Source organism: Corynebacterium suranareeae (genome assembly GCF_002355155.1).
In the GTDB taxonomy this organism is placed as follows: domain Bacteria; phylum Actinomycetota; class Actinomycetes; order Mycobacteriales; family Mycobacteriaceae; genus Corynebacterium; species Corynebacterium suranareeae.
In genome coordinates this window covers 2,699,578-2,724,230 of sequence record NZ_AP017369.1, presented here as the reverse complement: position 1 = coordinate 2,724,230, position 24,653 = coordinate 2,699,578, and the positions used below count along the sequence as shown (strand labels likewise).

Sequence of the window (24,653 nt, the reverse complement as noted above, 5' to 3'; positions counted from 1 at the left end):
AGCTCGGTTTCGGACGACGCGAGAAATCGCATAATCGTCGGAAACCGGGCTTGTTTTTGTAGTATCTATAAGTACTTTCCCTTTCCCGATTCCCGATCATCCAGGAGATTTACTCGTGAAGAGTTCCGTCGAGAAGCTGAGCGACACCCGTTCAAAGATCACCGTTGAGGTTCCATTTTCTGAACTGAAGCCAGAGATCGACCAGGCCTACGCCGCTCTAGCGCAGCAAGTCCAGATTCCTGGTTTCCGTAAGGGCAAGGCTCCACGTCAGCTTATTGACGCCCGCTTTGGTCGCGGCCCAGTTTTGGAGCAGGTTGTCAACGACATGCTTCCTAACCGCTACGCACAGGCTATTGAGTCTGAGGGCATCAAGGCAATTGGTCAGCCTAACGTTGAGGTCACCAAGATTGAAGATGGCGAGCTCGTTGAGTTCGTTGCTGAGGTTGACGTTCGCCCAGAGTTCGATCTTCCTAAGTTCGAAGAGATCTCTGTTGAGGTTCCAGCTATCAAGGCTGACGATGAAGCAGTCGACGCAGAGCTTGAGACCCTGCGCACTCGTTTCTCCACCTTGAAGGATCACAACCACAAGCTGAAGAAGGGTGAGTTCGTCACCATCAACATCACCGCAAGCATTGACGGTGAGAAGATTGAAGAGGCAACCACCGAAGGTCTGTCCTACGAAATCGGATCTGACGATCTGATCGATGGCCTGGACAAGGCACTGACCGGCGCTAAGAAGGATGAAACCGTAGAGTTCACCTCCGAGCTGGCAAACGGTGAGTACAAGGGCAAGGAAGCACAGATCAGCGTTGAGATCACCGCTACCAAGCAGCGTGAGCTTCCTGAGCTAGATGACGAGTTCGCACAGCTGGCTTCTGAGTTCGACACCATCGAAGAGCTCCGTGAGTCCACCGTTTCTGATGTTGAAGCTAAGCAGAAGAACGAGCAGGCTGCCGCAATCCGTGACGAGGTTCTTGCAGCTGCACTGGGCGAAGCTGATTTCGCACTGCCACAGTCCATCGTTGATGAGCAGGCTCACTCCCAGCTGCACCAGCTCCTAGGTGAGCTTGCACACGACGACGCTGCACTGAACTCCCTCCTTGAGGCTCAGGGCACCACTCGTGAAGAGTTCGATCAAAAGAACGTCGAAGATGCTGAGAAGGCTGTTCGCACCCAGCTGTTCCTCGATACTCTCGCAGAGGTTGAGGAGCCTGAGGTTTCCCAGCAGGAGCTCACCGACCACATCCTGTTCACCGCACAGTCTTACGGAATGGACCCTAACCAGTTCATCGGTCAGCTGCAGCAGTCCGGCCAGATCGCTAACCTGTTCGCAGACGTTCGCCGCGGCAAGGCTCTTGCACAGGCAATCTGCCGCGTAAACGTTAAGGATTCCGAGGGCAACGAGATTGACCCTAAGCAGTACTTCGGTGAAGAAGAAGTAGCTGAGGCTGAGACCGAGTCTGAGTCCTAGAAATAAAAAAGAAGTAACGCTTTTCGACGCCCAGGGGCGCGTCGAAAAGCGTTATTTTTTTGCGTTTTAAGGCGGTTAAAACGCTGATAGCGAACAGAGGCGGTTTCGCGGAAATACGCGGGTAGTCTAGTGACATTGAACCTAATGAACATACGCAACAATTAAGAATGTAGGAGTTGACTGTTTTCATGAGCGATATTCGTATGGCAGCCCAGGGCGGGCCTGGATTTGGAAATGACGTTTTTGATCGCCTCCTGAGTGAGCGCATCATTTTCCTGGGAAGCCAGGTAGACGATGAGATCGCAAACAAGCTGTGCGCTCAGATTCTGCTACTGTCCGCCGAGGACCCAACCAGGGACATCTCCCTATACATCAACTCCCCAGGTGGCTCCGTCACCGCAGGCATGGCAATTTATGACACCATGAAGTACTCCCCATGCGATATTGCAACCTACGGCATGGGACTTGCAGCATCCATGGGCCAGTTCCTGCTTTCCGGTGGCACCAAGGGCAAGCGATTCGCATTGCCACACGCACGCATTATGATGCACCAGCCTTCCGCAGGTGTTGGTGGTACCGCAGCAGATATCGCAATTCAGGCTGAGCAGTTCGCAGCAACCAAGCGTGAAATGGCACAGCTTATCGCTGAGCACACCGGCCAGACTTTCGAGCAGATCTCCAAGGATTCCGACCGTGACCGCTGGTTCACCGCACAGGAAGCTAAGGATTACGGACTAGTAGACCACGTGATTACCTTGGCTGAAGGCCCAATCAGCAACTAGGCACACGGAAACTTTAAAGGAGAGAAAAAAATAATGAGCAACGGATTCCAAATGCCAACTTCCCGTTACGTGCTGCCTTCTTTTATCGAGCAGTCCGCATACGGCACTAAAGAAACCAACCCATACGCAAAACTGTTTGAAGAGCGCATTATCTTCCTGGGTACCCAGGTTGATGACACCTCTGCAAACGACATCATGGCGCAGCTCCTTGTCCTCGAAGGCATGGACCCTGACCGCGATATCACCTTGTACATCAACTCACCAGGTGGATCCTTCACCGCATTGATGGCAATTTATGACACCATGCAGTACGTCCGCCCCGACGTCCAAACCGTCTGCCTCGGCCAGGCTGCCTCTGCTGCTGCTGTTCTTCTTGCAGCAGGTGCACCAGGTAAGCGTGCAGTTCTTCCGAACTCCCGCGTGCTGATCCACCAGCCAGCAACCCAAGGCACCCAGGGCCAAGTTTCTGACCTGGAGATCCAGGCCGCAGAGATCGAGCGCATGCGCCGCCTGATGGAAACCACTCTGGCAGAGCACACTGGCAAGACCGCAGAGCAGATCCGCATCGACACCGACCGCGATAAGATCCTCACCGCTGAAGAAGCAGTAGAGTACGGCATCGTTGACCAGGTCTTCGACTACCGCAAGCTCAAGCGCTAAACACACAAAAAATTGCCCCCGCATGAGTGCAGGGGCAATTTTTTTATGCTCGGAATCAAGCCATTAATTGTGGCAAGAAAAGAACAATGGATGGGAAAACACAGAGGATCAAAATTACTGTGAAATCCGAGATGATCCAAGGTATAGCGGCCCGATAAAGAGTCAACATTGGAATCCACGGTGCGGTGGACTTCATGACAAACAAACTCATTCCAAACGGTGGCGAAATATTACCGATCTGCAACGTAACCAATACGATGATTGAGAACCACACCGGATCCCAACCAAATTGCAACGCAATGGGCATCAACAGCGGGGCCGTGATCAACATGATGGATGCCTGGTCAATGAAGCAACTCAACAGTACTAAGAGAAACACAATCAAGAACAACATGATTGCTCCATTAGCAATGCTGGAAGAAACCCATGCAACAAGGCCAGTGGTAGCACCCATATAAGCCATGACCTGGGCATAAAGAGTCGATGCCATGACAAGGATGAAGATGGTTCCGGTGATACGCACGCTACTCATGCCTGCGTTGAGGAGATCACGAAAACTAAAACGTCCAGCTGCAAAAGCAAGAATAATTGCTGCGACAGCTCCAAAAGCAGCTGCTTCCGTCGGTGTTGCAATACCAGCGAAAATAATGATGAGCACTGCTAAAGCTAGAATTCCAGGAAGAAGGAGGTTCTTTGCAATACCACGAAGAGTGTCAGTTACTGGGCGTTTTTCTTCAGAAGTCGCAGCACCTGGATCACCCTTTCTCTTGCTGTGCCACAAAATGAGAATGACGTAGCCGATAGCCATCATGACGCCCGGAACAATGCCAGCAATCAACAATGGGCCGATAGATACGTTGGCCACGCCACCCCAAAGAATGGCAAGAGCGCTGGGTGGGAAAACCATAGCAAGACCACCAGCTGCAAGAATTGAACCAGCAGAAAGCTGAGTACTGTATCCAGCTTTCTTCATCTGGGGAAGCAACGTACGGCTAAGCAAAGCAGTATTGGCTAGAGAGGATCCGGAAAGCAACCCGAACGCACTACCACCGGCCACGGCAACCATGGGAAGTCGCCCAGGTACTCGATGAAGCATTTTGGAAATTTCCACAATGGCATCTTGAGCGATGCGCGAACGGAAGAGTACTTCACCCATGAGGATAAACAGTGGAATTGCGGTAAAAGTAAAACTATTGACAGAGCTTAAGACACTCAGACTAATCAGGCGTGAAGTTGTCTCGATGTCCCCAAATATCAGCAGTGTGGACACAATGCCTACACCAAAAATGCCGAATGCCACAGGAATCCTGAGCAGCAGCACGGCGATGAGCGCCAGAATGTAAATTGGCAGGAAAATATACCATTCCATGGTTTTAATCCTTTTCGGTGTTGGCTAGATCAGCGAGGTCTGCGGTGGATTCCGTCTTCCTCGTTTTCACAAGGCGAATAAGAAACACGGTTGCTGCGTGTAGCAAGACGGCAAACGCGATGAAGACGATGAGTGACAGCCAATAGCGGGGGAGTGAAAGTTCTCCGGCCATCGTGGTTTTGGTATTCCAGTCATAGATAAGAAGCTCTAAGGAACTGAAAGTAAGAAAGAGGCTAACAATTAATTGGACAACCGCACCCAAGACTGCTGCTGCATAAACCCACTTTGGTCGGTTGAGCATGTCGACGATTTCAACCTTGAAGTTGTCATCAGATGCCGTCGCTGCTGGAACAACCAGAGCTGTGATAATGACCATGGATAATGCAGATATTTCTACTGCTCCCAAAACTCCATGTCCGGAATATCTCATCAATACCGTCACTGTGACAAACAAAGTGAGAATGATGAGCAGAATTCCAGCCACCAATTCAAGGGATTTTTCCGGCCACCACAATCTCGTTGAAAGGGTAGTGGTCTCGTTCGCTGAATCCGGGAGATTCTCCAAACCTGATTCAGCAGAGATGTCATCTTGATTGTTTGTCATTTGAGTTCCTCCACGAGATCGGTGGTATCAGAGATGAAAGAACCGCCAGGGACACGATCGAAAGTCAGCTCGCTATCGTTGGTGTCATAGGCATCCCTTAAGCGCGCAGCAGCTGGCGACGTAGATAAAATGCGATCCCAATCTAAGTCTTCCCACGCGTCTACGTATGCAAGTTCCAGCAGCGTACGGGAATCATCTTCAGAAAGTCGTGCTTCTTGAACTCCCGCGGCATGCCACTGCTCGGTTTCCTCGATAGTTTTGGATAGATAGTGGGCGAAAATATCCGGTTCGACCTCAGCGATGGTGTCTACGAGGGCGTCCTGGGTTCGCTGGTCTAGCTGATCCCACGAACGCTCATTCATCACGATATTGGCCACCGATTCGTAGAATCGCGGTGCAACATCATATGAAACAACACCCTCAAGACCTAAGCTTGACGGGCCAACAGATGCCCAGGTTGCTCCCGAAACCACATTGCGTTCCAATGCGGTATATACCTCATTACCAGGCAAATCCACGGGAACTCCGCCGAGCGTGATCACCATGTTAGACGTCGCAGAGGAAGTACGATATGAGTCTCCGTGGAGATCAAGATCAGTAATTTCACGGCGGGAAAGAATCACCTGTGGCATCCCAGCAACTGCACGACCTAGATAGGTAATACCCAGCTGATCTCGGTGAATCTCATCATAAGTTTCAAGTACTCCGTTTTCGCGCTCCTCCATTGGCGTGTATGGCGTAAACCGGGCTAGCTCCATAGCTGGAATCTGATCAACGTAGTAATCGCCCGGCAGTACCCCAATGTCAAAGACTCCGGCGGCTACACCTTCAATCAAAAGATTGGAAGCCATGACTTCAGGGCCGCCCTTAAAGTCAATGTTGATCCACGGGGCGTTTTCTTCAAGCTTGTCGACGAACATCCACAACCCATCGTTGTTTGAATGGTTGCGGGCAAATCCACTAGCGACAGAGATTGTCACTGTGTCATCAGAGTTGTCATTGGTCGAGACAGCACACCCCGTGAGCAGCAGTGAAAAAGTAAGTAAAGTCGGGAGACTTTTCATGGTTTTCTTTAACATGGCATTCTCCTGTGATAACCACCTCAACAATTATCAAGGTGTGTGATATGTCATGTTATGCGCCTAGGGGGTGGTGCTATATAGGGAATTCCCTTAGTTCAAAGCTGGGGAGGTTTGATCTATTTGCGCAGTAAGAAGGTGGTTTTGGAAGCGCAAGAAAAGAGCAGTCGAGGGGGTAGCCGCGACTGCTCTGAAATGTACTTCTGTATGTCGTTACTTAAACAAAACCGATGTGGTGGGGTAGCTCTGCGCGAAATTGTTAGGTAGGTCCGCGACAAACACATTCTCGGTTCGAGTGCGTGTGATCAACCAGGCATCGCCTTCTTTACGAAACGCATTAAACAGTCTGCTTGATCGCAAAAGTGCGGTGCCATCTGCATAAAGCCAAGGTTGCATATGGATCCAAGTGCCTTCCGCAGTATCGCCATCTACGAAGATCTGTTCAGAGGTTAGGTAATGGGCATTGAGAATTCGCTTTGGATCTTGGTCAGCATTCCAAAACCTATTAAAGTGAGCTCGAATTTCGTCTTTGCCTTCGGCGCGACCGAATTGGTTATCGTAGTACTCACCCACGCCTTCCCAAACGGCATCGTCGGTATACAGCTCAAGGACCAGTTCAATTCTTTCTTGGTCAGTAACAGCTGGAAAAACTGGGCAAGGAGTGTCACACAACATCATGTAGCGTGCTTGGATCCTGCGGATCGCTGCCTCGGCCTCTAGAACCTCAATGCGGGAAACTAAGTTTTCAATGTTGCTCATGAATTTGTCCTTTCAATTTCTTTGACGATTTCTCTACACAGATCGATCCAATGGGTAACTGTGGAACCCCGAACATTTTGAGGAAGTTGCCCAATACGAAGAGTCATTGTGAAATCGCCATTAGGGTCTTTGACTGGGAAGACGATCGAGCCAATGTTGTAGCGTTTATCGTCCAGCAACTCTCGTTGCTTGTAATCAACAGTGGTAGATCCAATGAGCTGATGGATTGCTCTTTCATCCGCAGGTGTAAGCCGTGCGTTCTTGTATTCTTTGGATGCCTTCACCATCTGTTCGTATGCGGAACTGCCTTCGTCAGGTAGATGCGCAATCAGATACATGTTTTCTTTAACTAAGTTAAGGCGTTTCCGGTGTGTTTCAAGGATTTCCTCGGAGGGATCATTAAGTTTGCGGAACCATCTTTCTTGGACCTCAGCTGATTTGTTAAACATGTACGTATCTCCGATGGGAGGAACAATCGGAAGACGGGAAGCGAAGCTTTGTTCCTCTGTAGCACCCGGAGCCAAAGCGTGAAACACCGTGGCGAACTCATCCTCACTAACCGCGGCGAACACGGACACCTCGCAGCCGATTGTTTGTGCAAGAGTGTCAAGTGAATTTCCAGCACTGTGCGCTGCGTGAATAGCCGGCAGAATCTCGTGGCTAAGACGAGCGATGAGAGAAGTTCCTACGAAACTGCCGTAGCCGCCTTGGAAAAACAGTAGCGGTGACACGGGGTTGGTGATTTCCATATCGTGGACTTCACAAAGGGTGATCCAATGATCTCCCGCTTCGATGATGCTGCTGATTGACGTATCGATCCATGCGATGGCATTTTTCAGTACTGGATCGCCGGAAGGGGACATGTACCAGTCGACTCCATCGAGTTTGTTTTCCCATCGTCGAGCAATACCCAGCATCTCTTCTTCTTGTTCGCCACCAACAATATTGATGCATAAAGAGCTGCATTCACGCATACGAGCGAAAGTCTTAGAGGACTTCATCGGCATAAATGACACCAACGGTGGATCGAGTGAAACAGAAGAAAATGTTCCCACGACCATTGCAAGTAGATCTCCATTGTTGGCGCGGCCGGTAACAATTGCCACTCCAGTTGGATAATGGCCCATGACATTTCTAAATGTCTTAGGATCAAATTTTTGCGGGGTAGAGGTATTAGTACTCATGTTAAAACTCCTATGAGACGTTAATTAGCGGAAGAACTCTGTTCATGAAGGGCACGCAAGCGTTTCACTGTCTGTTCGGGACGAAGGAAAAGGATGCACAGGATGCCACCACGATGAGAAAAAGTCCGGTGATAATGAAAGCGTTGTGAACACCATCGGTCATCGCAGTAACCATTTCTGGAGAAGGACTTACACCCTTGGCAGGTGCAACGTAGCCAGCTTTAGTCATCAGGCCGCCTACGAGTGTTGGCGATATGATTGCTCCAGTAGCTGCTAATCCACCAAGAGTCGCCATAATGATTGGCCGTTGTTTGACTCCCACGCAGTAACTGACTGCAGTAGCGGACATAGGAAACACCAGACTGCATCCACCTGCAAGAGCCAAGAAAGCAACAGAAACAGTTCCTGAAGTTACCGTGACAAGCAGGAAGGAAATGCCGGCTACCAGTGTGGAGAGCCCGAAAAGGGCAGCGATTGATGCTCGAGCTGTCGCACCGCGCCGCATCATTCGGTCTCCAATGGCGCCCAGCATGAGCAAAACTACAGCTCCGATAATCCAAGGAAAGGTGGTAACCGCACCGACTTGCGGCAAAGGGAGCCCAATTACTGTCTCTAAATATTGGGGAAGCCATGTGGTGAGAAAACCTTGGACGAAAAAGTTAGAGGCAGCACCGATAAGTGCGACGAGGAACGAAAGACTAAGGAGCACTTGCCAAATTGGAAAACTAGGCTGATCATCTACCGATACCTTTTCAGAACTGACAGTGCTGACAGACTGAGGGGTGTCTGCTTTTCGATCTTTCTTATTTAAAAATGGACCGCTGCCTCCGAAGAGAAGCCAGGAAATACACCACACAAGGCCAGCAATACCCAAAACACCGAAAGCCCAACGCCAACCCCAGGCTGTAATGACAAGTGTAAGAACTGGTGCAGCGATGATGGGCCCCATTGTGGAACCAGCGGCGATAAGACTTGAAGGTAAAGCGCGCTCTTTTGGCAGGAACCACGTGTGAGCAGAAGTAAGAGACATTGCTGTTGCCGGCCCCTCGGCGCCACCCAAAATTATTCGGGTAGCCAAAAGGATCGCAGCGCCACCGCCGAGCAGCATAGGAAATTGCATTACCGCCCAAATGATTCCCAAGGTCAGAACGATCCAATGAACAGAAACTCGGGAAGCGATTACCCCTGTCACGATTGAAACGATTGAGTAGAGCAGAAAGAAAGAACTGCCAATCATTCCAAATTGTGTTGGGGTCAGTCCGAGTTCTGCCATCGCATCAGTGGAAACAAGTCCCAACACAGCTTTATCGGCGAAAGCAATAATTTGAAAAAGGACAAGAAGGAAAACGACGACCCATGCTCTGCGAAGGCGTTTTCTATTGTCGTCTTGTGTAAGTGCAGGGGAGCTAGTCAGTTCACGCTCCCCTGCTCCTATCTTGGTTTTTAATGCCACGATGACTCCTTTTCGATGATGGCCGGATGGTCTAGACAGTGGTTTTATGCCTGTGTTTTCAAGGTAGGGGTGATCTTGCTTACATTGGTACTGGGGAAACCTTTACCCCTAGCGACTGTCATCTCCCGCCTGGCCGCCTTAACATGAAACACAGAGTGCCGAGGAAGTGGTCTATTGCACATAAAGTGCGCTGGCTTCAGTTGTCTCGGACATTGCTTAGAGGGAGAACATATGGTTACAACTTTTCGATCACGATCAATCTCCGAAACGGTCAGCGACATAAACGCGGGAGAGACGACCGTTGATGAATTGGTGCTTAAATCCCGACATGAAATTCACCGCTACGAGCCTCGTCTAAAGGCATGGGTTGAATTGACCGAAGTTTCAGCTGAACTAGAGGCCCATTCTTCAGTTGCATCTAATAGCCCCCTCCAAGGCGTCTCCCTTGGAGTTAAAGACATCATCGATGTACGAGGACTACCTACCAGATGTGGGTCAATTACTGCGGATACTACAATCCACGACACTGATGCTGACTGTGTGCGACGATTACGAGAACTGGGGGCAGTAGTACAGGGAAAGACTGTCACGACTGAATATGGGTATTTCGCCCCAGGTCCAACCACTAATCCCTATAGCGCTGAACATACTCCGGGCGGATCTTCGAGCGGATCAGCAGCAGCAGTCGGTGCTGGGACTATTCAGTGTGCTCTAGGCACCCAGACAGCTGGATCGCTTACCCGACCTGCATCTTTTTGTGGCGTCGCAGGCTTAGTTTTAACCCATGGAAGTACTTCCCTCAGGGGAGTTCATGGCATGAGTGAGTCTTTGGATTCGCTTGGTCTAATGGCTCGAAGCGTTGAAGATTTGGACTATATTTACCGACACTTCTCAAGGAGAGTAGAGGAACAATCTGTTGATCCCAAAAGTCTAAACATCTACATCTGGGATGGTTCTGGCCTTCTTAACCTTGACCCAGCCATGTCGGAATTGCTGAGAGCTGTAAAGCGCATCCTTTTTGAACGTGACATTCATCTTCACAGAATGAACTGGGATGATCATGTCAGATCTTTGGTAGATGATCATAAAGTCGTCATGAGCTATGAGGCTGCACATTCACTTGGTGCGTTGTTGAAAGAAAAGAAGAAGCAGCTAAGTCCTCAGTTGCAGCAGCTGCTTGAAGAAGGCGACACGGTAACCGAACAGTCATATAACGAAGCCCTGTTCAGGAAAGAAGCTTCCTACCATGCGTTTTCGAAGCTCTTCAACGGTAATTCGGTAATTATTGGGCCAGCCTCGCATGGACAAGCTCCACGTTTTGAGGACGGCACGGGGTCTCCCGAATTAAGTCGCCCCTGGCAGCTTTTAGGCCTTCCCGTTGTCACTGTTCCGGGAGCTTTAACCTCCACAGGACTGCCGCTTGGGATTCAACTGATTGGTAATAAGCACAATGAACTGACCTTACTGCGTCTGGGGAACTTTCTGGAACCACTGTTGCGTGAACTTCCTTCGTTTTCAAATACTCAAACAACTTCTACTCTTAAGGAGATGAAATGGTAACTGTAGAAAAACCAATTCCACCCCGTCCCGTTACTCACCACCGCATGTTCTTGACGTGCTATGAGGACACTTTTAATTATGGCTGGCACCATGTAGACCTCTTTGTCCATGATGAGCATGGACGTGAGGTTAACTGGGTCCACTGGACAGTGGAAGCAGATGGACCGGAGTATGCAGATGAATCCGTCCGTTTAGAAGAGCCCGAACTACGCAGGACAACGCCTTGGGAGCATCATGTGAGTGCATTTGGCATGAACTACTGGGTAGCTGAAGCTGCGTGGGACTGATGATTGCTTATGAACGTGATGATTAAACAACAGGTAGGGAAAGATTTTCAATCTATGGACAAGATCGATCCCATCGTTTACATCGTTGACGATGATTCTGAAGTATGCGAATCAGTTGCCTGGCTTTTGGATAGTGCAAGCATCGAGAGCGTAATTTGCCATAGTGCACAAGAACTACTCGATGCATTCGATGAGTCCAAGCCGGCGTGCTTGATCCTAGATGTTCGTATGCCATCGATGAGCGGGATCCGTCTCCAGGAAAAACTCAATGAGCTTTCGCCACATGCAGTAGTTATTTTCGTGTCAGCACACGGAGATATCCGGATGTCTGTTGACACGATTAAGGCTGGTGCCCAGGATTTTCTAGAGAAACCGTATGATTCTCAGCGGCTCCTAGATGCAGTGCAGCTTGGTATTGAATCGGCTGAACGTCGGTTTGTTGAATACAGTTTGGCTGCTGAAGTTCGGGATAAAATTGCGTTGTTAACCACTCGCGAAAAAGAGGTCCTTCGACTAGTCGTAGAAGGCCTTCCTAGCCAAAACATTGGGAGACGATTGGGAATGAGCGTAAAGACGGTTGATGTCCATCGCACTCGAATTAAGTCGAAGACTGATGCTGATAGTGTCGGTACCTTTGTTAGAGATGTTTTAAGGTTTGGGGTGGAAATTTAAAGCGTCTTAAAACCCAGAAGGTGGGCTGCGTGGACTTCATGTTCACGCAGCCCACCTTCGTATATAAAGAACCGGACTTGGGTCTGAATAGCGCAGAAATAGCGCCTCTTCCTACATCATTGTGAAAACCGGAGCCCTAACCGAAAAATGCGTCAGGCACATTTTCCCGACTTGGGTCATATTAGTGCGCAAATGTCCTCATCCGGGAGCAAAAGCCCGTAGATCTACTTGCTAGGAGCTAGGATCATCCTCACGCCACATCGAGCTAAGTCCGGAATCTGCTGTACCCAAAAGATGTACTGCATGTATAGAGCCATCGCGCTGGGGCATCCTTATATATAAGGAGAAACAACAAACCGGGTTCCCAAATAGAGTGGAAACCCGGTTTAATTAGTTGGACTAGAAGTAATCGAGTACTAGCTTTGGTTCCTTTGTACGAGATACACAAACAGCCATTGTTTCATTCGCTTCTCGTTCTGAAGGAGTTAAAACGTTGTCGCGATGTTCGGGGACACCTTCGAGGACAGTCATGATGCAGGTGCCGCAGATACCTTCTTCACATGAGGTATCTATGCCTGCACCGTTTTCGTTGAGGACTTCTACGATGCTTCGATTAGTTGGAATATCGTATTCTTCACCCTCCAGTTCTACTGTGAAAGAAGTGTTTCCGGAGTTGTCGATCTCTGCGGCATGGAAGTTTTCTGAATGGATTTCATCACTGGAAAATCCTGTAGATAAAATTTCAGTTACCTTATCCATGAATCCATCTGGGCCACACAGGTAGGCGTGGCTTCCATCGGGAGCATTAGACACCAACTTTTTAAGCACTTCAGTTTGCTGATCGCGGGAGATCCCGAGGTGGGCGTGCAATTTTTCGGGACATTTTTCTCGTAGAATAGGCAAGAAAGCTGCTTCTTCTTCGCTGGATGCGAAGTAATGAAGCTCAAAACTAATGTTTCTTACATCCATGTATCTGGCCATGCTGTGCATTGGCGTGATGCCAATACCTCCAGCAATGAGAATATGGTGCTGTGCGTCTTCTGCTATTTCGATGAGGTTTCGTGGTTCCGAAATTTTGAGGCGGTCTCCCACTTTGAGCTGGTGCAAAGCTTCAGATCCGCCGCGAGAGCTTGGTTCTCTTTTTACTGCTACAACATAGGCATTGTCACCATCTGGGCGCCCGCATAAAGAGTATTGCCTAGTTACAGCAGTGGGACCTTCTACATCAATGTGCGCGCCGGGAACGTAGTGTCCGATGGGGGTGCCGTCTGGCTTTGCCAGATAGATTGAGATGATCGTCGGTGTTTCGTGGACGATATCTGTGACAATCACTTCGTTCATAGACATAGCGTTTCCTTATGTTCAGATGGTGTAAAGGGGGTTAGCGCAGGTAGAGACCGCCGTTGATATCCCAGCAAGCGCCGGTGACAAAGCTTGCCTCCGGTTGGGTAAGCAGGGAGACCGTGTTGGCAATGAATTGGGGGTTTCCCAGTTGCTTGACGGGGATTCCTTCAATGATTTGGTCTAAACGGTCTGACACTGTTTTGTGGACGATGTCCACATCATGCGGACCGGGCGAAATGGCATTGACTGTCACGCCTGATCCTGCAAATTCACGGGCGAAGATCTTGGTAGTGGTCAAGATTGCGCCTTTTGATGCTGCATAGTGGGCACCAGTGGCGGTACCACCGTTATGGCCGGCAAGGGATGCTTGGTTAACTATGCGTCCGTAACCCTGTTCGGCCATTGCTTTGCCGAAGACTTGGCAGCCGAAGAAGATACTGTTCACGTTGGTAGTGAGTACTTCATCAAAATCCTCGGTGTTGAGCTCAAGGACATTTGCTGCTCGGGTAACTGCGGCGTTGTTTACCAAAATGGATGGTGTACCCCAAACATCTTGTACGTGGTCGAGTGCGTTTAAGAAATTGTCTTTGTGTGACACGTCAAGCTGCAGTGGCATTGCCGTGCTTCCATCAGAAGACAGCTCTGAAGCAAGTGCTTTCAGGGGTTCTACTGAAAGACCAGTTACTACGACCTTGTGTCCATCTGCATGGAGTTTTTTCGTGATGTAGCTGCCTAAACCACCAGCTGCACCTGTTACCAGCGCAATTTTCTGGGTATTTTCAGTCATTAGTTTCCTTAACTTTAGAGCTCTTTAGATGAAGAACCCAGCGGCGTTGATGGCGTCTTCGCTGTTGATCATGCGTGCAACTTTCTGCACGATTTTCCCTGATCCATCTTCAGCAAACCTGATTCGGTGGGTGAGGTCTGCGCCAAGCACATCAGTGTTGTGACGCTTGTAGGCGGTAATAATTTGTGCAGAACTGATGGTTACTTCTTCATCTGACACAGCTAGAACTTCAAAACGAGAAATCACTCGTGTGGTGATTGCTGCTGCAACAGCAGATGGGGCGTAGCCCTGCATCATGCGCTCGACGCGTAGTTTGCGCATGCGCTTATCGTCGTAAATCATGTTCAACGATCTGTGGAAGTCTTCGGTTTCCCGGTCGATGGGCACGATGTAGAGACCGTCGTCGGTGAAGAGTTCTTCCCATTGTGGGTAGTCTTTACGGTCCAAGAGGGCAGCTTCGTGCCAGATCAGCTGGATGGCGCGTAGTACGCGGTCATCATTAAGGAAGCTGGTGTTGGTCAGTTCGGATTGGAGGGTGGTATTAGTCATTGCTCATCAGCTTCTTCCACTTGTAGTATGCCTCGCGCATGCCTGTTTCATCGGTGACATGGGAGGTAGGCCAGTTTTCTTCGGTGGTGTATTCGCGTTCAAGTCCGCGGTTGATCAGGATTGGCATCTTCGGGTTGCCTCCGGCACCGATTTGTACTCGGTCCCAGCCTTCGGCATCATCAGGACTTCCGAATCCGAATGGTCCTTGGAAATGCTCGTGAATGCGAAGCCTTTCCTGGTTGATGCTTTCTGGGCCGCCGTCCATGCCGATGGCCATGTGCCAGATTTCGGTTTCATCGACAGAGATGGGGATTAGGACGCGGAAGAACGAGGAGGACATGGCGATATTGGGGAACATGTTGAGGTTGAATCCACAGCCGTGCATTGAGCGCATGAATCGTCGGATTCGCTCGGGGCTTTCGCCAGCTTCTTCTAGTTCTTTTACGAGGTGGTTGAATCGGGGTTGAATTTCTTCGGTGCCGTCATCTTCATCTAGGTCGACGTGGGCGGTGGCCATGATGCCAACGCTGTGTCCGTTTCCTAGCGCATGAGTTACTGCTTCTGGATCGTCCATGAATGACATCATGTCTGCAGTTTCAGCATCGACAGAAGCCATCCATGACTTGTGCACCATGGGGAAGTGGTAACCGTCCGTGGTGTTTTCAAGCTGGATTTTCCAGTTGCCCTTGAAGCGGAATTTATGTGCTCCGATGACCTTGCAAGGAAATCCGTTGGTTTGCTTGAGGAATCGTTCCATCCAGATCTTTGCATCGCCGAGGTGATCTTCTAGAGGTTCGATCTCTTCATTGAAGGTCGCAAAGATCATGCCTAGGTAGCTTTCAGTGCGTAGAGTCTGCAGACCTAGCTCTTCTTTTTTCAACACACCTTCATAGCCGTCAGGGTAGGGAACGCCACGAAGTCTTCCATCGTGTGTGTATGACCAGTTGTGGTACGGGCAGGTGAATCCATTTGCTTTGCCTTTTCGCTGGTCGCACACGGTTGCTCCGCGGTGGCGGCAGCGGTTTAGCAAGGTGTTGAAATTTCCTTTTCGGTCACGGTTCACAATGACTGGTTGGTCGCCAACCCACGTCGTTTTAAATGATCCGGCTTCAGGAATTTCACTTTCATGTGCAACCCAGACCCAGGTTTTGTAGAAAATTTTTTCCATTTCCTCTTTGAAGATTTCTGGGTCGGTGTAAAGCTGACCGGCTACCCGGTCATCTTCTACCAGATCTGAGAATCGGGTGCGGTTGCTGGTTGTGGTGGTCATGGTGAGTCCTTTCAGTTTTGTGTTCAGACGAGATGCCTGCAATCAAAAGACGGCAATTAGATAGCAACGTCGTCGCGGATGGTTAATTCTCGGCCCATGCGTGCTTCGATTTTGAAGTAACGCCACAGGGCGTGTTCACCGACCATGATTGTGCGGAGAAGGTTGCAGGCTTCTTTGACTGTGGGTTGGTCTTTGACGTCGGCTAGGACGTAAAAAGTCCAAGGCCAACCGTCTGAGGGACCAACCATGTGGGAGTCATCGTCGAAGGTTCCGATGATGGATACGCCATCGAGGTCACGCAGTTGGGTGAGAAATGTCTGGGTGGCGATCCACACTGGTCCGATATCGGCCTTGGGTAGGTCAAAGAAATTTTGATTGTTTCCCAGGCAGAATAGCGTTCTTAAGGGAGTGTCAGACATAGGAAATCTCCTTTTAAAATGTGAGTGATCAGGGGAAGCTAGGAATGCCGGCTTCAAAGCCCATGAGTAGGGCACCACTTGCTTCTAAGGTGTTTTCTTGCAGCATGGCGTGCTGTGCTGGGACAAGGCCGTCTTGTAGGAAGCGCTGTAGTGGGTGGGAATTGTAAATAGCGCCCGTGCCAGCCAGATCAAATGCTGCAAGTACTGCTTTACGCCCAGCTTGTGCCGCATGGGTGGCGGCGATTCGTAGATAGACGATGTCTTCGGTGGTAATTGGAGTGTCATCGACTGCCTTTTGCCAGACGTCTCTGGTGGTTTCATAGAAGTAAGATCGTGCGGATCGCAGTTCTGCTTCAGCGTGGGCAAGCCCTAATTTGTAGACGCTGCGGTTGCCTTTTGCTGCCCCTCCGGTTACTGATTTTGTGCCTGCACCTTGGTCGCGGATATAGTCCAATGCACCTCGACCAGCACCGAGTGTGGTGACTGCGAGGACTTGTGCGGCATAAGCTAAAGCTGGGTATCGGGTGAGTGGTTCTTCAATCGTTGGGGTACCTCCCCTGATGAAGGTGTATTCCTCTGGAATGAAAAGGTCTTTGACCACCACATTGTTTGATCCTGTGGACCGCATTCCGGCGACATCCCAGTTTTCTACTATTTCCACATCGTCGGGGTGGACTAGGGCAGTGACTGGTTTCCCTTCAGTTTCGGGACCACCTTTAAGCCCGATGCCTAAGATATCTGCTCCGGCGCAACCACTAGCGAACATCCATTGACCACTTGCAATGTATCCACCTTCCACTTTTTCGGCTTCCACCATGGGGAACATGCCACCGGCGAAGGTGAGGTCAATGCCCTTTTTATATAGTTTTTCTTGAGTGCTGTATGGCAGTGCGGAGAAGTAGGTGAGGGCGGAACCGAAGCTGGCTACCCAACCGGTTGCTGGATCGATGGTGGAGATCTCTTCGATTTGTTCGAGGAACTCTGCTGGTGGCTGTGGTTCTCCACCGAATGTGGCTGGGGTGGATGCCCTGTATATACCAGCTTTTTTTAGAAGGTTGATGTATTCCTTGGGCACGTATCCGAGTTCGCGGAATTCATCACGGCGCTGGCGAAGTACTTCTAGTGCGTGGTCGAATGCTGCGTCCCGGGATGCACCGGGAGGTTCGGCGGTAATTGTGAGATCGACTCTGTCGAGTAACAATTGTCCTCCTGCGTGGGGTTGGCTGGTTGTTTTTATGGATGTTGACATAATTGGAGATTATGCTGCTTCTCACACAGTCGGTATTGGAGAAACCTGCGTCACGGTTAAGGATTTCTTTAGCGGTTTTCGCAAATCTGCAGGTAGGGGAAATATTGCTGTGCAAATACGGTCCGGTAACGCCACGGGAGTGCTTATAGTGATGCCATGACGCTTATCGACGAAACCTTCCAAACCATGGCTAATAGTTCGGACCTCGGATGGCTTGTGCACGAGTTGCAGTCCAAGAACATTCTTTGGGCCAACGAAAAAGCATGTGAAGCCTTTAAGTATTCAGTTGATGAACTGCGGGCGCTGAAGGCGCATCATATGAGTTCTCAAGACCCTAACTATCGGCGCGAGATGGGTATTGCTTGGTTGCAGACTGCTGTTGTGGAGGGGTCTAATCGTAGGTTTTGGAAATACCGCGACCGAAATGGGGTGGACTTTCTAACTGAAGCAACGGCGACTGTGTATGAGCTTGAAGAAGTCGGAAAAGTTCTGGTGGTTAAGTTTCGCATTCTTGGTGGTACTGAAGCACCGCCGGAGCCTTCCACGTGGGTTGAAGAAACGATGGATAGGCTCATGCGGCATACATCGTCGGGAATTTTGCTGCTTAATAGCGAAAATAAGGTTGAAGATGCGTCGCCTTTGGCAGCGAGTCTGTTTGGTTTTTCAGTTTCGGAAATTCTCAATAAGAATCTTCGTGAACTCGGGGAAACTGATGTAGATCTAGATTCTGAAGAAGCCAAATTGCAGATGGAAAAGCCGGATGGATCTTTAGATGTCCGGATCAAAGTAAGCAACAAGTATGGTACTTTGCGCTGGTTAGCTGGCTTTTTAGACAACGTTGTTGATACCGGAAAGACGTTTCGTGTACTTACTGTTAGGGATATCTCTGACAAGGTGGAGTGGGAAAAGCGAAACGCTCATCAGATGGCTAATTTGCAGTATTTAAGCAGATACAACGCCATGGGGGATATGGCGATGATCCTTGCGCATGAGTTAGGACAGCCTCTTGCTGCCGCGACGAATTATCTAAGTGGTGTGCTGAAAAGGATTCCCAAGGATCAGGAGTTGCCGGAGGTAACGTACGGCATTGAGCAGGCTAGAAAACAGCTGGTGCGGGCTTCTGAGATTGTCACATCGGTCAAACGCTATGTCCGCAGAATTGAGAGCACTACGTCGGTGTTTGATTTGACCCGGGAGGTGGAGGAAAGCTTGTACTTTGCTCGACTGAGAGCGGAAGAAAAAGGTGTGATCATTCATGATGATCTGCTTCCAGGAGAGCTCTTAGTCGAGGGGGAGAGCGTGCTTATTGGTCAGGTGATCATCAATATTTGTATGAATGCCCTCGAAGAGGTCGTTTTGCCTACAACAGAAGACAAACTGATGGAGTTACGCACCGAAAGTGATGGTGACACGGTGTCCATTCTTGTTTGTGATCGAGGCCGGGGGATGGATGGGGTTCCTGCTGATCTGTTGGCAGCAGGAGCATTTAGCTCAAAGGAGGATGGCTCTGGCATTGGGTTGATTATTTCTGAACATATTGTTCAGCGCCACGGAGGTCACATTACTTATGAGCCTAATGAACCTCGTGGAACTAAAATCAGGATTACGCTGCCACTAGTTCACCAAAACTCCTAACGAGCGCGATCGAGTAACCATCCAACGAGGCATCCAAAAACAATGCCCCAGAATGGAGCGGTGATGCCAATGATGCTGATTTCTGACACCGTGACTAAAAAGCACACTAAAGCACCGGTGGAATAGGTTCCTGAGAATCCTGCAATGAAGGCATTTTTTAGTGGTGTAAGCATCGCGATTCCTGCGAGTGCTGCAATGAATGACACGGGCATCGCCAGCATGAAGCCGACGAAGGTGGGGGAGAACAACCCAACTAATATGGCGCCTACAGCGGTGACCATTGCTGCTGTGTAGTGTCTATGGGACTTGGCTCCTGCCACGATTAATGCGTTTGTGGGGCCAGTTAAGCAGGTGGTGATGTTGCCGATTAGTGCCATGGGCAGTGACCAAAGTCCAGATGCTGCGGCGGCGAGGTTTACTCCAGGACGATGTCCTGCTGCTTTGAGGACGGCCACACCTTGGCCGTTTTGTACGATCACCACGGTAATTGCCAGGGGCACTACTAATTCCATGATGGCGGCTAAGGAGAATTCTGGTGCTGTAAATACTGGCTTTGAAATCACGCCGTTGTCTAAGATTCCTGGTGCTAGTCTCCCTGATGCAATCGCTACGATCACTCCGATTACAGCGGATACGGCAACGGGTGGGGCAATGCTAGCGATTCGTGGGCTGATGCTCAGTGCTACGAACACGGCGATCATGGGCAGCGAAATCAAAGGGTCGGTGACGCTGGCATCGATGAGGTCAAGTCCAAAGCGGAGGAAAATGCCTGCGACCATTGCCATGACGATCGTTGGTGGAAGTACCGCCATGATTTTGCCGATGAGTCCGGTCCACCCCAAGGCAAATACCACGACACCGGTTACTAGGTATGCTCCGATTACTTCAGCGAAGCTTAGGTGGGTTAAGGAGTCACCAACTATGACTGTTCCGGGGATGGTCCAGAAGTATGCTTGCGGGCTGCGGTACATGTAGGTCAGCCATAGTGTGAGCAGCCCGTTGCCTAGGAATGCGCCGAAGATCCAGGAGGAGGTTTGATCAGGGGTGAGGTTTCCAGCTGCTGCGGCGGCAAGGATCACGGCGATGGGGCCGGATGCGGAGAAAATCAACGCAACTAACCCGTTGCCAATTTCTTGAGGGCCTAAGTCTCGTTTGATTTCAGCCAAACTGGGGCGTGGTAGTTCTGGTTTTTCAACAGCTAATAATACTGAGCTTGCCAATGTCTTTTACCTTTCACTAGGGCTGGTAGAAATGCCGAAAAAGGAAGCCGAAGCTTCCTTGAAATCGGTTAGTGGGTGTTAGACACGTGCGAGTGGTTCTTGCACAATCTTGGCTTCGATTTCTGCAGGTGAACGTGGGATCAGTGCGGTGCAGACTGCGCCGATTGCGCCGGCAGCAGCGAAGATGAGGAATGCGGAGCTAGGTCCGAATCCGGCGCCGATGATAAGGCCACCGATTGCTGGTCCAACGATTCCGCCGAGACGTCCGAAGCCTGCACACCATGCCACACCAGCTGCGCGGCACTCGGTTCCGAAGAAGTTCGAGGTCAGGCCGTAGGTGAGGACTTGCGTGCCCAGAACACCGATGCCAGCGAATGCGATTGCGGTGTACATAAGTGGCCAGGAGGAGATGTTTGGCAGTACGCCGAGGCAGATTGCAGCGAGTGCGAAGGTGGAGGTGATGACGGTTTTCGCTCCGATGCGGTCTGCGAACCAGGATGCGATGAGTCCGCCGAAGACTGCGCCGCCGTTGAGGAAGAGCAAGGAGTAGAGGGAATCATGCGCGGTTGCGCCGTTAGATTCCATGATCTTTGGCAACCAGGTGTTCAGTCCGTAGGTGGACAGCAGTCCGATGAAGCTCATTGCGCCGATCAAGATGGTGCCCACCAGGTACTTGGAGGAGAAAATTCCAGCGAACCCGGTGCCCTTTGTTGCCTGCTGCTTTTCGACGACAAACTCCTCTGTCGGCAGCCCATAGCGTGCGCAGAGGGCTTTGGCGTCTGCAACACGGCCACGTGAGGTCAGCCAGCGTGGGGATTCTGGCAGGAAGAAGTATGCCATTGGGAGCAGGAACAGGAGTGGGGAGCCGCCGATGAGGAAGAGTCCGCGCCAGCCGATGGCATCTTCAAGAACAAGAGCCAGGATGGATGCCATGACACCACCAGCTGGGACACCGGAGTAGACAATTGCGTTGAACAGGTTGCGCCTATTTGCTGGTGCGAACTCCGCGATGATTGCGCCACCGGTGGCAACGATCATGCCCACTCCCAGTCCGGTGAGGAACCGGAGGAATCCGAAGAGCGCGATGGAACTTGTCAGAGCAGTCAGTGCCATTCCGACGGAGAACCATGCGATCGCGGTGAGCATAACTTTGCGACGTCCAAGGCGGTCACCAACAGCGCCTGCGGACAGTGCGCCAATCATGACGCCGATCATTGCGTAGGATCCAAGGGTGCCGGCTACAGCTGGGCTGAGAGCACCGATCTGGGTTGGATCTCCTAGTAGAGTGGACAGCACCGCGCCGTAGATCACGAGGTCGTAGCCGTCAAAAAGAATGGAAATGCCCACGACCACGAGGACCATATAAACGGTGGTGCGGTGTTTGGCGCTTTGCCAGCCGCCAGAAATTTGGGTAGCCACAGTAGTTCTCCTTGAGCCTGTGAAGTAATCACGTTCATTCACCTGCTGGTGATGTGATTCACATTTAAACCCGTGGCGAAATAACGTGAAACTAGGGATAGCCCTAAAGAGTTCTAGGGGGTACTTGTCCGGTGATATATCCGCTGCTAGGCGTCACGGGAGTACTTCTTCAATGCTTCAGCAAGTTCCATTCGATTGCGTATTCCAAGCTTCTTATACACCCGGGTGAGGTGATATTCCACAGTTTTCGGCGAAAGGAAAAGCTCTTGTGCAACCTCTCGGTTTGCATGTCCAGAGGCAACTAATTGTGCAATTTCATATTCTTGGGGAGTAAGTCCACCTGATTGTTCAGTGCGTTGCCCTAGTCCACCGACGCGGCGTTCACGGTTGGCCAAAGTAACCATCGCAGTGGCCCCCATGTCTTGGAAAAGTGATGAAGCACGTGCGAATTGTTCATCGGCGCGACGGCGCTGGCCTTGGCGTCGAAGGGCTTGTCCGTACTCAAAACAAATGCGTGCTCGATAGTGGGGCAGGGTGAGGGGATCGAGCATTTCGAGGGCCTCGTCGAAACGCTTAAATCCTTGTTTTACATCGCCGTGGTGAATCATCAGCATGGCGTGCGGGACCGCAATTTTGGCGTGGGCCGACATGATGTCGGATCCTTCAAGTTCCTCGAGTGTGGTGTCAACTAGAGTTTCCGCGCGTTCGATTTCACCAAGTCGAATCAGGTGCGTTGCATGGATATCTTGCCAGGGCCAAAAACCAGGGGCGTTGACGTGCTTTTGCGCTGAGAGTTTTTCCAATTGCTCACCGGCCACAATCGCGCCGGGGATTTCGTTTCGGTGTCGATGCACCCACATGCGACACATCGCAGACGGCATGGATTGAACAATGAAGGAGTCTTGGTCATTAGATAATCGGCGCATGTAATTTCGCGCTAGATCGTCATTTCCGCGGGCAGTGGCAACAGTTGCTCCAGTCCACAGCAGAAGTGGCTCAAGGAATCGAATACCAAACTGCTCGGCACGGGCTAAACCAATTTCCACTGTGCGTGCAGCTTCTTCCCATTCACCCAAGAGCAACAGGGAACGTGCCAGCCAGCCGTCTTGCCACAAACTAATGCGCTCTGATCCGTTGATGGAGGTGCGACGTTCTAGTTTTTGGCGCGCTGTTACGGGGTCGTCGTGGACCATAGCCAACCATCCCATAGCCATGTGGCGTCGCTGGGCGTGCAGCGTGGTTTCACCTGGGATGGGGATGTCTTCGGGGAGTTTTCCATCAAGGATTGATTGGCCGATGAGGGAAATTGCTTGGGCTTCAATTTTTTCACCCGCATCTTCATCGGTCCAGGCAACTGCGCGTTTGGCCCACAAGAGGAGTTCTTCGGGTTGCCAATCAACCAAATTGAACAGAACTTTTCTTTGAGCCATGCGCGGGCCGTTGATGGGGTCGATTGGGTGTTGCGCCAAAATTTCATCAGCTGCGCGCTGCAGGAGGTTTCGAGCTTCAAGGCGCCGACCTTCGTGAATAGCTAAATAGCCAAGCATGGAGTCTTGTTGGATGCCGGTTTCGCCAAGATCAAGCGTGGAAGCTTTGGATCGTGCTTGTGGTAGGTCGGCAGCGGCGATGAGCGAATCGATAGATTCCAATAGGTACTTATTTGCTTCTTCACTGTGTGCTGTGCGGTTGGCAGCTAAAGAAAGCGCGTGTGCTGATTCCATCCAGTGGCCGGTTCGTCCCAAGGCGTATCCACGTTGCGCAAGAGCCTTGACTGCGGGATCGTTTGGATCGATGGCAGCGAAGGCTTCATGCTGGAGTTGAGCATCAGTCTGATTCCATTGCTTGTAATATAAAGCAGCCTTGTGGTGTAGTTCGGCCAGGGTATTTAAAGGTGTGCGTGCTTGAAGTACAGCGCGGTCGATGGGCAGGACCAAATCTACTTGGGGCGGACCGTCAGACGGCAGCACGCGGAGCAGGCCGCTGCGGACGGCGTCGTCGCAAAGCGTGCCCGTGGGGTCGTTGCCTAAAAGTTTAACTAGATCGATGGAGCCGCCGGCGGGAAGAATGGCTACCGCCAGAAGTACGGGCCAGAAATCCTTGCTGGACATACGTCTGATGAGGTTTGCATGCCAACTCTGAGGGATGGGGATATTCGGATTCGGCATTCTCCAGTGGTCGGGAGATTCTGCATGGAGGACTTCTTTTACCCTGCCGTAGACGCCACCGGTGATTCGTTGGATATCTGTGGCCGTGGTTGCACTGATTCGTCCGCGAACATCAGTGAGGGCAAGCTGGCGGATTTCTTCAATGCTCATCGGAGGAAGCACATAGGTGGAATCGGCGATCGACGGCAGCGATACCACTTCATCGTGGAAGACTAATTCTTCCTCATCAAGGCCAATCATGATCAGTGCGAAACGCCCAGAGACCATGCGCATGGAATACTCGATGAGTTTTTGCATGGATTCCACATCAGCCCAGTGCACGTCATCAACAATGACCACCGTGGCAGCGTCAAGGCGGTCGATCACCCCGCGAATCGAGTTGGCGGAATGAGCACCTAATTTGTGTGCCACGTGGCCTAAGAGGTTGCGCGGGCTATTTTTCAGCCAAGAAAGTGAAGCAACACGCACGACCGTCCACCCTTGAAGCTCTTCAATGAGCTGCATGCCGAATTCAGTTTTACCCGCGCCGGGCTGGCCACTGATGTGGAAAAGTTTTCCTTCGCCAGATTCAAGCTTTTTGATCTGTGTGCTGACTTCTTGCACGATGATCGATGCTCGTGGTTGGAAGGTTTGGGATGATGACGGGGTAAAGGAAACTGAAGCGACCATGAACCAATCTTAAACTAAGAAAGGGACTTGTACCTGCAAAAACAGAT

At 50.7% G+C, this 24,653-nt stretch carries 21 protein-coding genes and 1 pseudogene; 7 read left to right on the top strand and 15 right to left on the bottom strand.

The features are described 5' to 3' along the window. Positions 1-115 precede the first annotated feature (115 nt). The 3 genes from tig (at position 116) to N24_RS12590 (ending at position 2,913) form a co-directional block, all read left to right on the top strand. Positions 116-1,471, top strand: coding sequence for a trigger factor (gene tig / locus N24_RS12600; protein ID WP_096457722.1), 1,356 nt, complete (start codon positions 116-118; stop codon positions 1,469-1,471). Positions 1,472-1,659: 188 nt separating this feature from the next. After that, positions 1,660-2,253, top strand: a complete 594-nt coding sequence (locus tag N24_RS12595) for an ATP-dependent Clp protease proteolytic subunit (protein WP_003859220.1) — start codon at positions 1,660-1,662, stop codon at positions 2,251-2,253. 33 nt (positions 2,254-2,286) lie between these two features. After that, positions 2,287-2,913, top strand: coding sequence for an ATP-dependent Clp protease proteolytic subunit (locus N24_RS12590; protein ID WP_096457719.1), 627 nt, complete (start codon positions 2,287-2,289; stop codon positions 2,911-2,913). Positions 2,914-2,968: 55 nt separating this feature from the next. Here the strand turns inward: N24_RS12590 and N24_RS12585 are convergent, their stop codons facing one another. From N24_RS12585 to N24_RS12560, 6 genes and pseudogenes are all read right to left on the bottom strand, one after another. Next, positions 2,969-4,282, bottom strand: a complete 1,314-nt coding sequence (locus N24_RS12585) for a TRAP transporter large permease subunit (RefSeq protein ID WP_096457716.1) — start codon at positions 4,280-4,282, stop codon at positions 2,969-2,971. 4 nt (positions 4,283-4,286) lie between these two features. Then, the gene (locus tag N24_RS12580) at positions 4,287-4,886 is read right to left on the bottom strand and encodes a TRAP transporter small permease (protein ID WP_096457713.1); all 600 of its coding nucleotides are present in this window, start codon (positions 4,884-4,886) and stop codon (positions 4,287-4,289) included. Beyond that, on the bottom strand, positions 4,883-5,965 hold the full coding sequence (gene dctP, locus N24_RS12575) for a TRAP transporter substrate-binding protein DctP (protein ID WP_096457710.1): 1,083 nt from the start codon (positions 5,963-5,965) through the stop codon (positions 4,883-4,885). Before dctP ends, N24_RS12580 begins: the two co-directional genes overlap by 4 nt. Positions 5,966-6,178: 213 nt before the next feature. Beyond that, positions 6,179-6,724, bottom strand: coding sequence for a nuclear transport factor 2 family protein (locus N24_RS12570; RefSeq protein ID WP_096457707.1), 546 nt, complete (start codon positions 6,722-6,724; stop codon positions 6,179-6,181). Beyond that, on the bottom strand, positions 6,721-7,908 hold the full coding sequence (locus N24_RS12565; RefSeq protein WP_096457704.1) for a flavin reductase family protein: 1,188 nt from the start codon (positions 7,906-7,908) through the stop codon (positions 6,721-6,723). Before N24_RS12565 ends, N24_RS12570 begins: the two co-directional genes overlap by 4 nt. A gap of 20 nt (positions 7,909-7,928) precedes the next feature. Continuing rightward, positions 7,929-9,361 (bottom strand): annotated as a pseudogene (locus N24_RS12560) (MFS transporter). A 231-nt stretch (positions 9,362-9,592) separates the two neighbouring features. Here N24_RS12560 and N24_RS12555 point away from each other — a divergent pair. From N24_RS12555 to N24_RS12545, 3 genes are read left to right on the top strand one after another with little or no spacing between them, the layout of a single operon-like run. Next, entirely contained in the window at positions 9,593-10,921 is a 1,329-nt protein-coding gene (locus tag N24_RS12555) for an amidase (RefSeq protein WP_096457701.1), read from the top strand. Then, the gene (locus N24_RS12550) at positions 10,915-11,208 is read left to right on the top strand and encodes a hypothetical protein (RefSeq protein ID WP_096457698.1); all 294 of its coding nucleotides are present in this window, start codon (positions 10,915-10,917) and stop codon (positions 11,206-11,208) included. Before N24_RS12555 ends, N24_RS12550 begins: the two co-directional genes overlap by 7 nt. Before the next feature lie 54 nt (positions 11,209-11,262). Beyond that, positions 11,263-11,880: a response regulator transcription factor gene (locus N24_RS12545; protein ID WP_197702402.1), complete on the top strand. Its 618-nt coding sequence runs from the start codon at positions 11,263-11,265 to the stop codon at positions 11,878-11,880. A gap of 399 nt (positions 11,881-12,279) precedes the next feature. Here the strand turns inward: N24_RS12545 and N24_RS12540 are convergent, their stop codons facing one another. The 6 genes from N24_RS12540 to N24_RS12515 are packed head-to-tail and all read right to left on the bottom strand — an operon-like array spanning position 12,280 to position 17,498. After that, complete coding sequence (locus N24_RS12540; RefSeq protein ID WP_167382113.1) at positions 12,280-13,227, bottom strand: PDR/VanB family oxidoreductase; 948 nt, start codon at positions 13,225-13,227, stop codon at positions 12,280-12,282. A 34-nt stretch (positions 13,228-13,261) separates the two neighbouring features. After that, positions 13,262-14,011, bottom strand: coding sequence for an SDR family NAD(P)-dependent oxidoreductase (locus N24_RS12535; RefSeq protein WP_096457693.1), 750 nt, complete (start codon positions 14,009-14,011; stop codon positions 13,262-13,264). Positions 14,012-14,035: 24 nt separating this feature from the next. Next, positions 14,036-14,560, bottom strand: coding sequence for an aromatic-ring-hydroxylating dioxygenase subunit beta (locus tag N24_RS12530; protein WP_096457690.1), 525 nt, complete (start codon positions 14,558-14,560; stop codon positions 14,036-14,038). Beyond that, positions 14,553-15,830 carry an aromatic ring-hydroxylating oxygenase subunit alpha gene (locus N24_RS12525; RefSeq protein ID WP_096457687.1) on the bottom strand — a complete coding sequence of 426 codons (1,278 nt, stop codon included), beginning with the start codon at positions 15,828-15,830 and terminating at the stop codon, positions 14,553-14,555. The genes N24_RS12530 and N24_RS12525 overlap by 8 nt, the downstream gene beginning before the upstream one ends. 56 nt (positions 15,831-15,886) lie before the next feature. Further along, the gene (locus N24_RS12520) at positions 15,887-16,249 is read right to left on the bottom strand and encodes a hypothetical protein (RefSeq protein WP_096457684.1); all 363 of its coding nucleotides are present in this window, start codon (positions 16,247-16,249) and stop codon (positions 15,887-15,889) included. A gap of 28 nt (positions 16,250-16,277) precedes the next feature. Then, positions 16,278-17,498 (bottom strand): acyl-CoA dehydrogenase family protein, encoded by a 1,221-nt coding sequence (locus N24_RS12515; RefSeq protein WP_096457681.1) that lies wholly within the window; start codon positions 17,496-17,498, stop codon positions 16,278-16,280. Positions 17,499-17,654: 156 nt separating this feature from the next. On the opposite strand from N24_RS12515, the gene N24_RS12510 reads away from it, so the two are divergent. Then, positions 17,655-19,133, top strand: coding sequence for a PAS domain-containing sensor histidine kinase (locus N24_RS12510; protein ID WP_096457678.1), 1,479 nt, complete (start codon positions 17,655-17,657; stop codon positions 19,131-19,133). On the opposite strand, the gene N24_RS12505 is transcribed toward N24_RS12510, so the two are convergent. The 3 genes from N24_RS12505 to N24_RS12495 all read right to left on the bottom strand — a co-directional run bounded on the left by N24_RS12505 (position 19,130) and on the right by N24_RS12495 (position 24,606). Next, positions 19,130-20,353: a benzoate/H(+) symporter BenE family transporter gene (locus tag N24_RS12505; protein ID WP_096457675.1), complete on the bottom strand. Its 1,224-nt coding sequence runs from the start codon at positions 20,351-20,353 to the stop codon at positions 19,130-19,132. The genes N24_RS12510 and N24_RS12505 overlap by 4 nt on opposite strands. A gap of 78 nt (positions 20,354-20,431) precedes the next feature. After that, positions 20,432-21,772, bottom strand: coding sequence for an MFS transporter (locus tag N24_RS12500; RefSeq protein ID WP_096457672.1), 1,341 nt, complete (start codon positions 21,770-21,772; stop codon positions 20,432-20,434). 146 nt (positions 21,773-21,918) lie between these two features. Continuing rightward, entirely contained in the window at positions 21,919-24,606 is a 2,688-nt protein-coding gene (locus N24_RS12495) for a helix-turn-helix transcriptional regulator (RefSeq protein ID WP_167382112.1), read from the bottom strand. Positions 24,607-24,653: the final 47 nt, after the last annotated feature.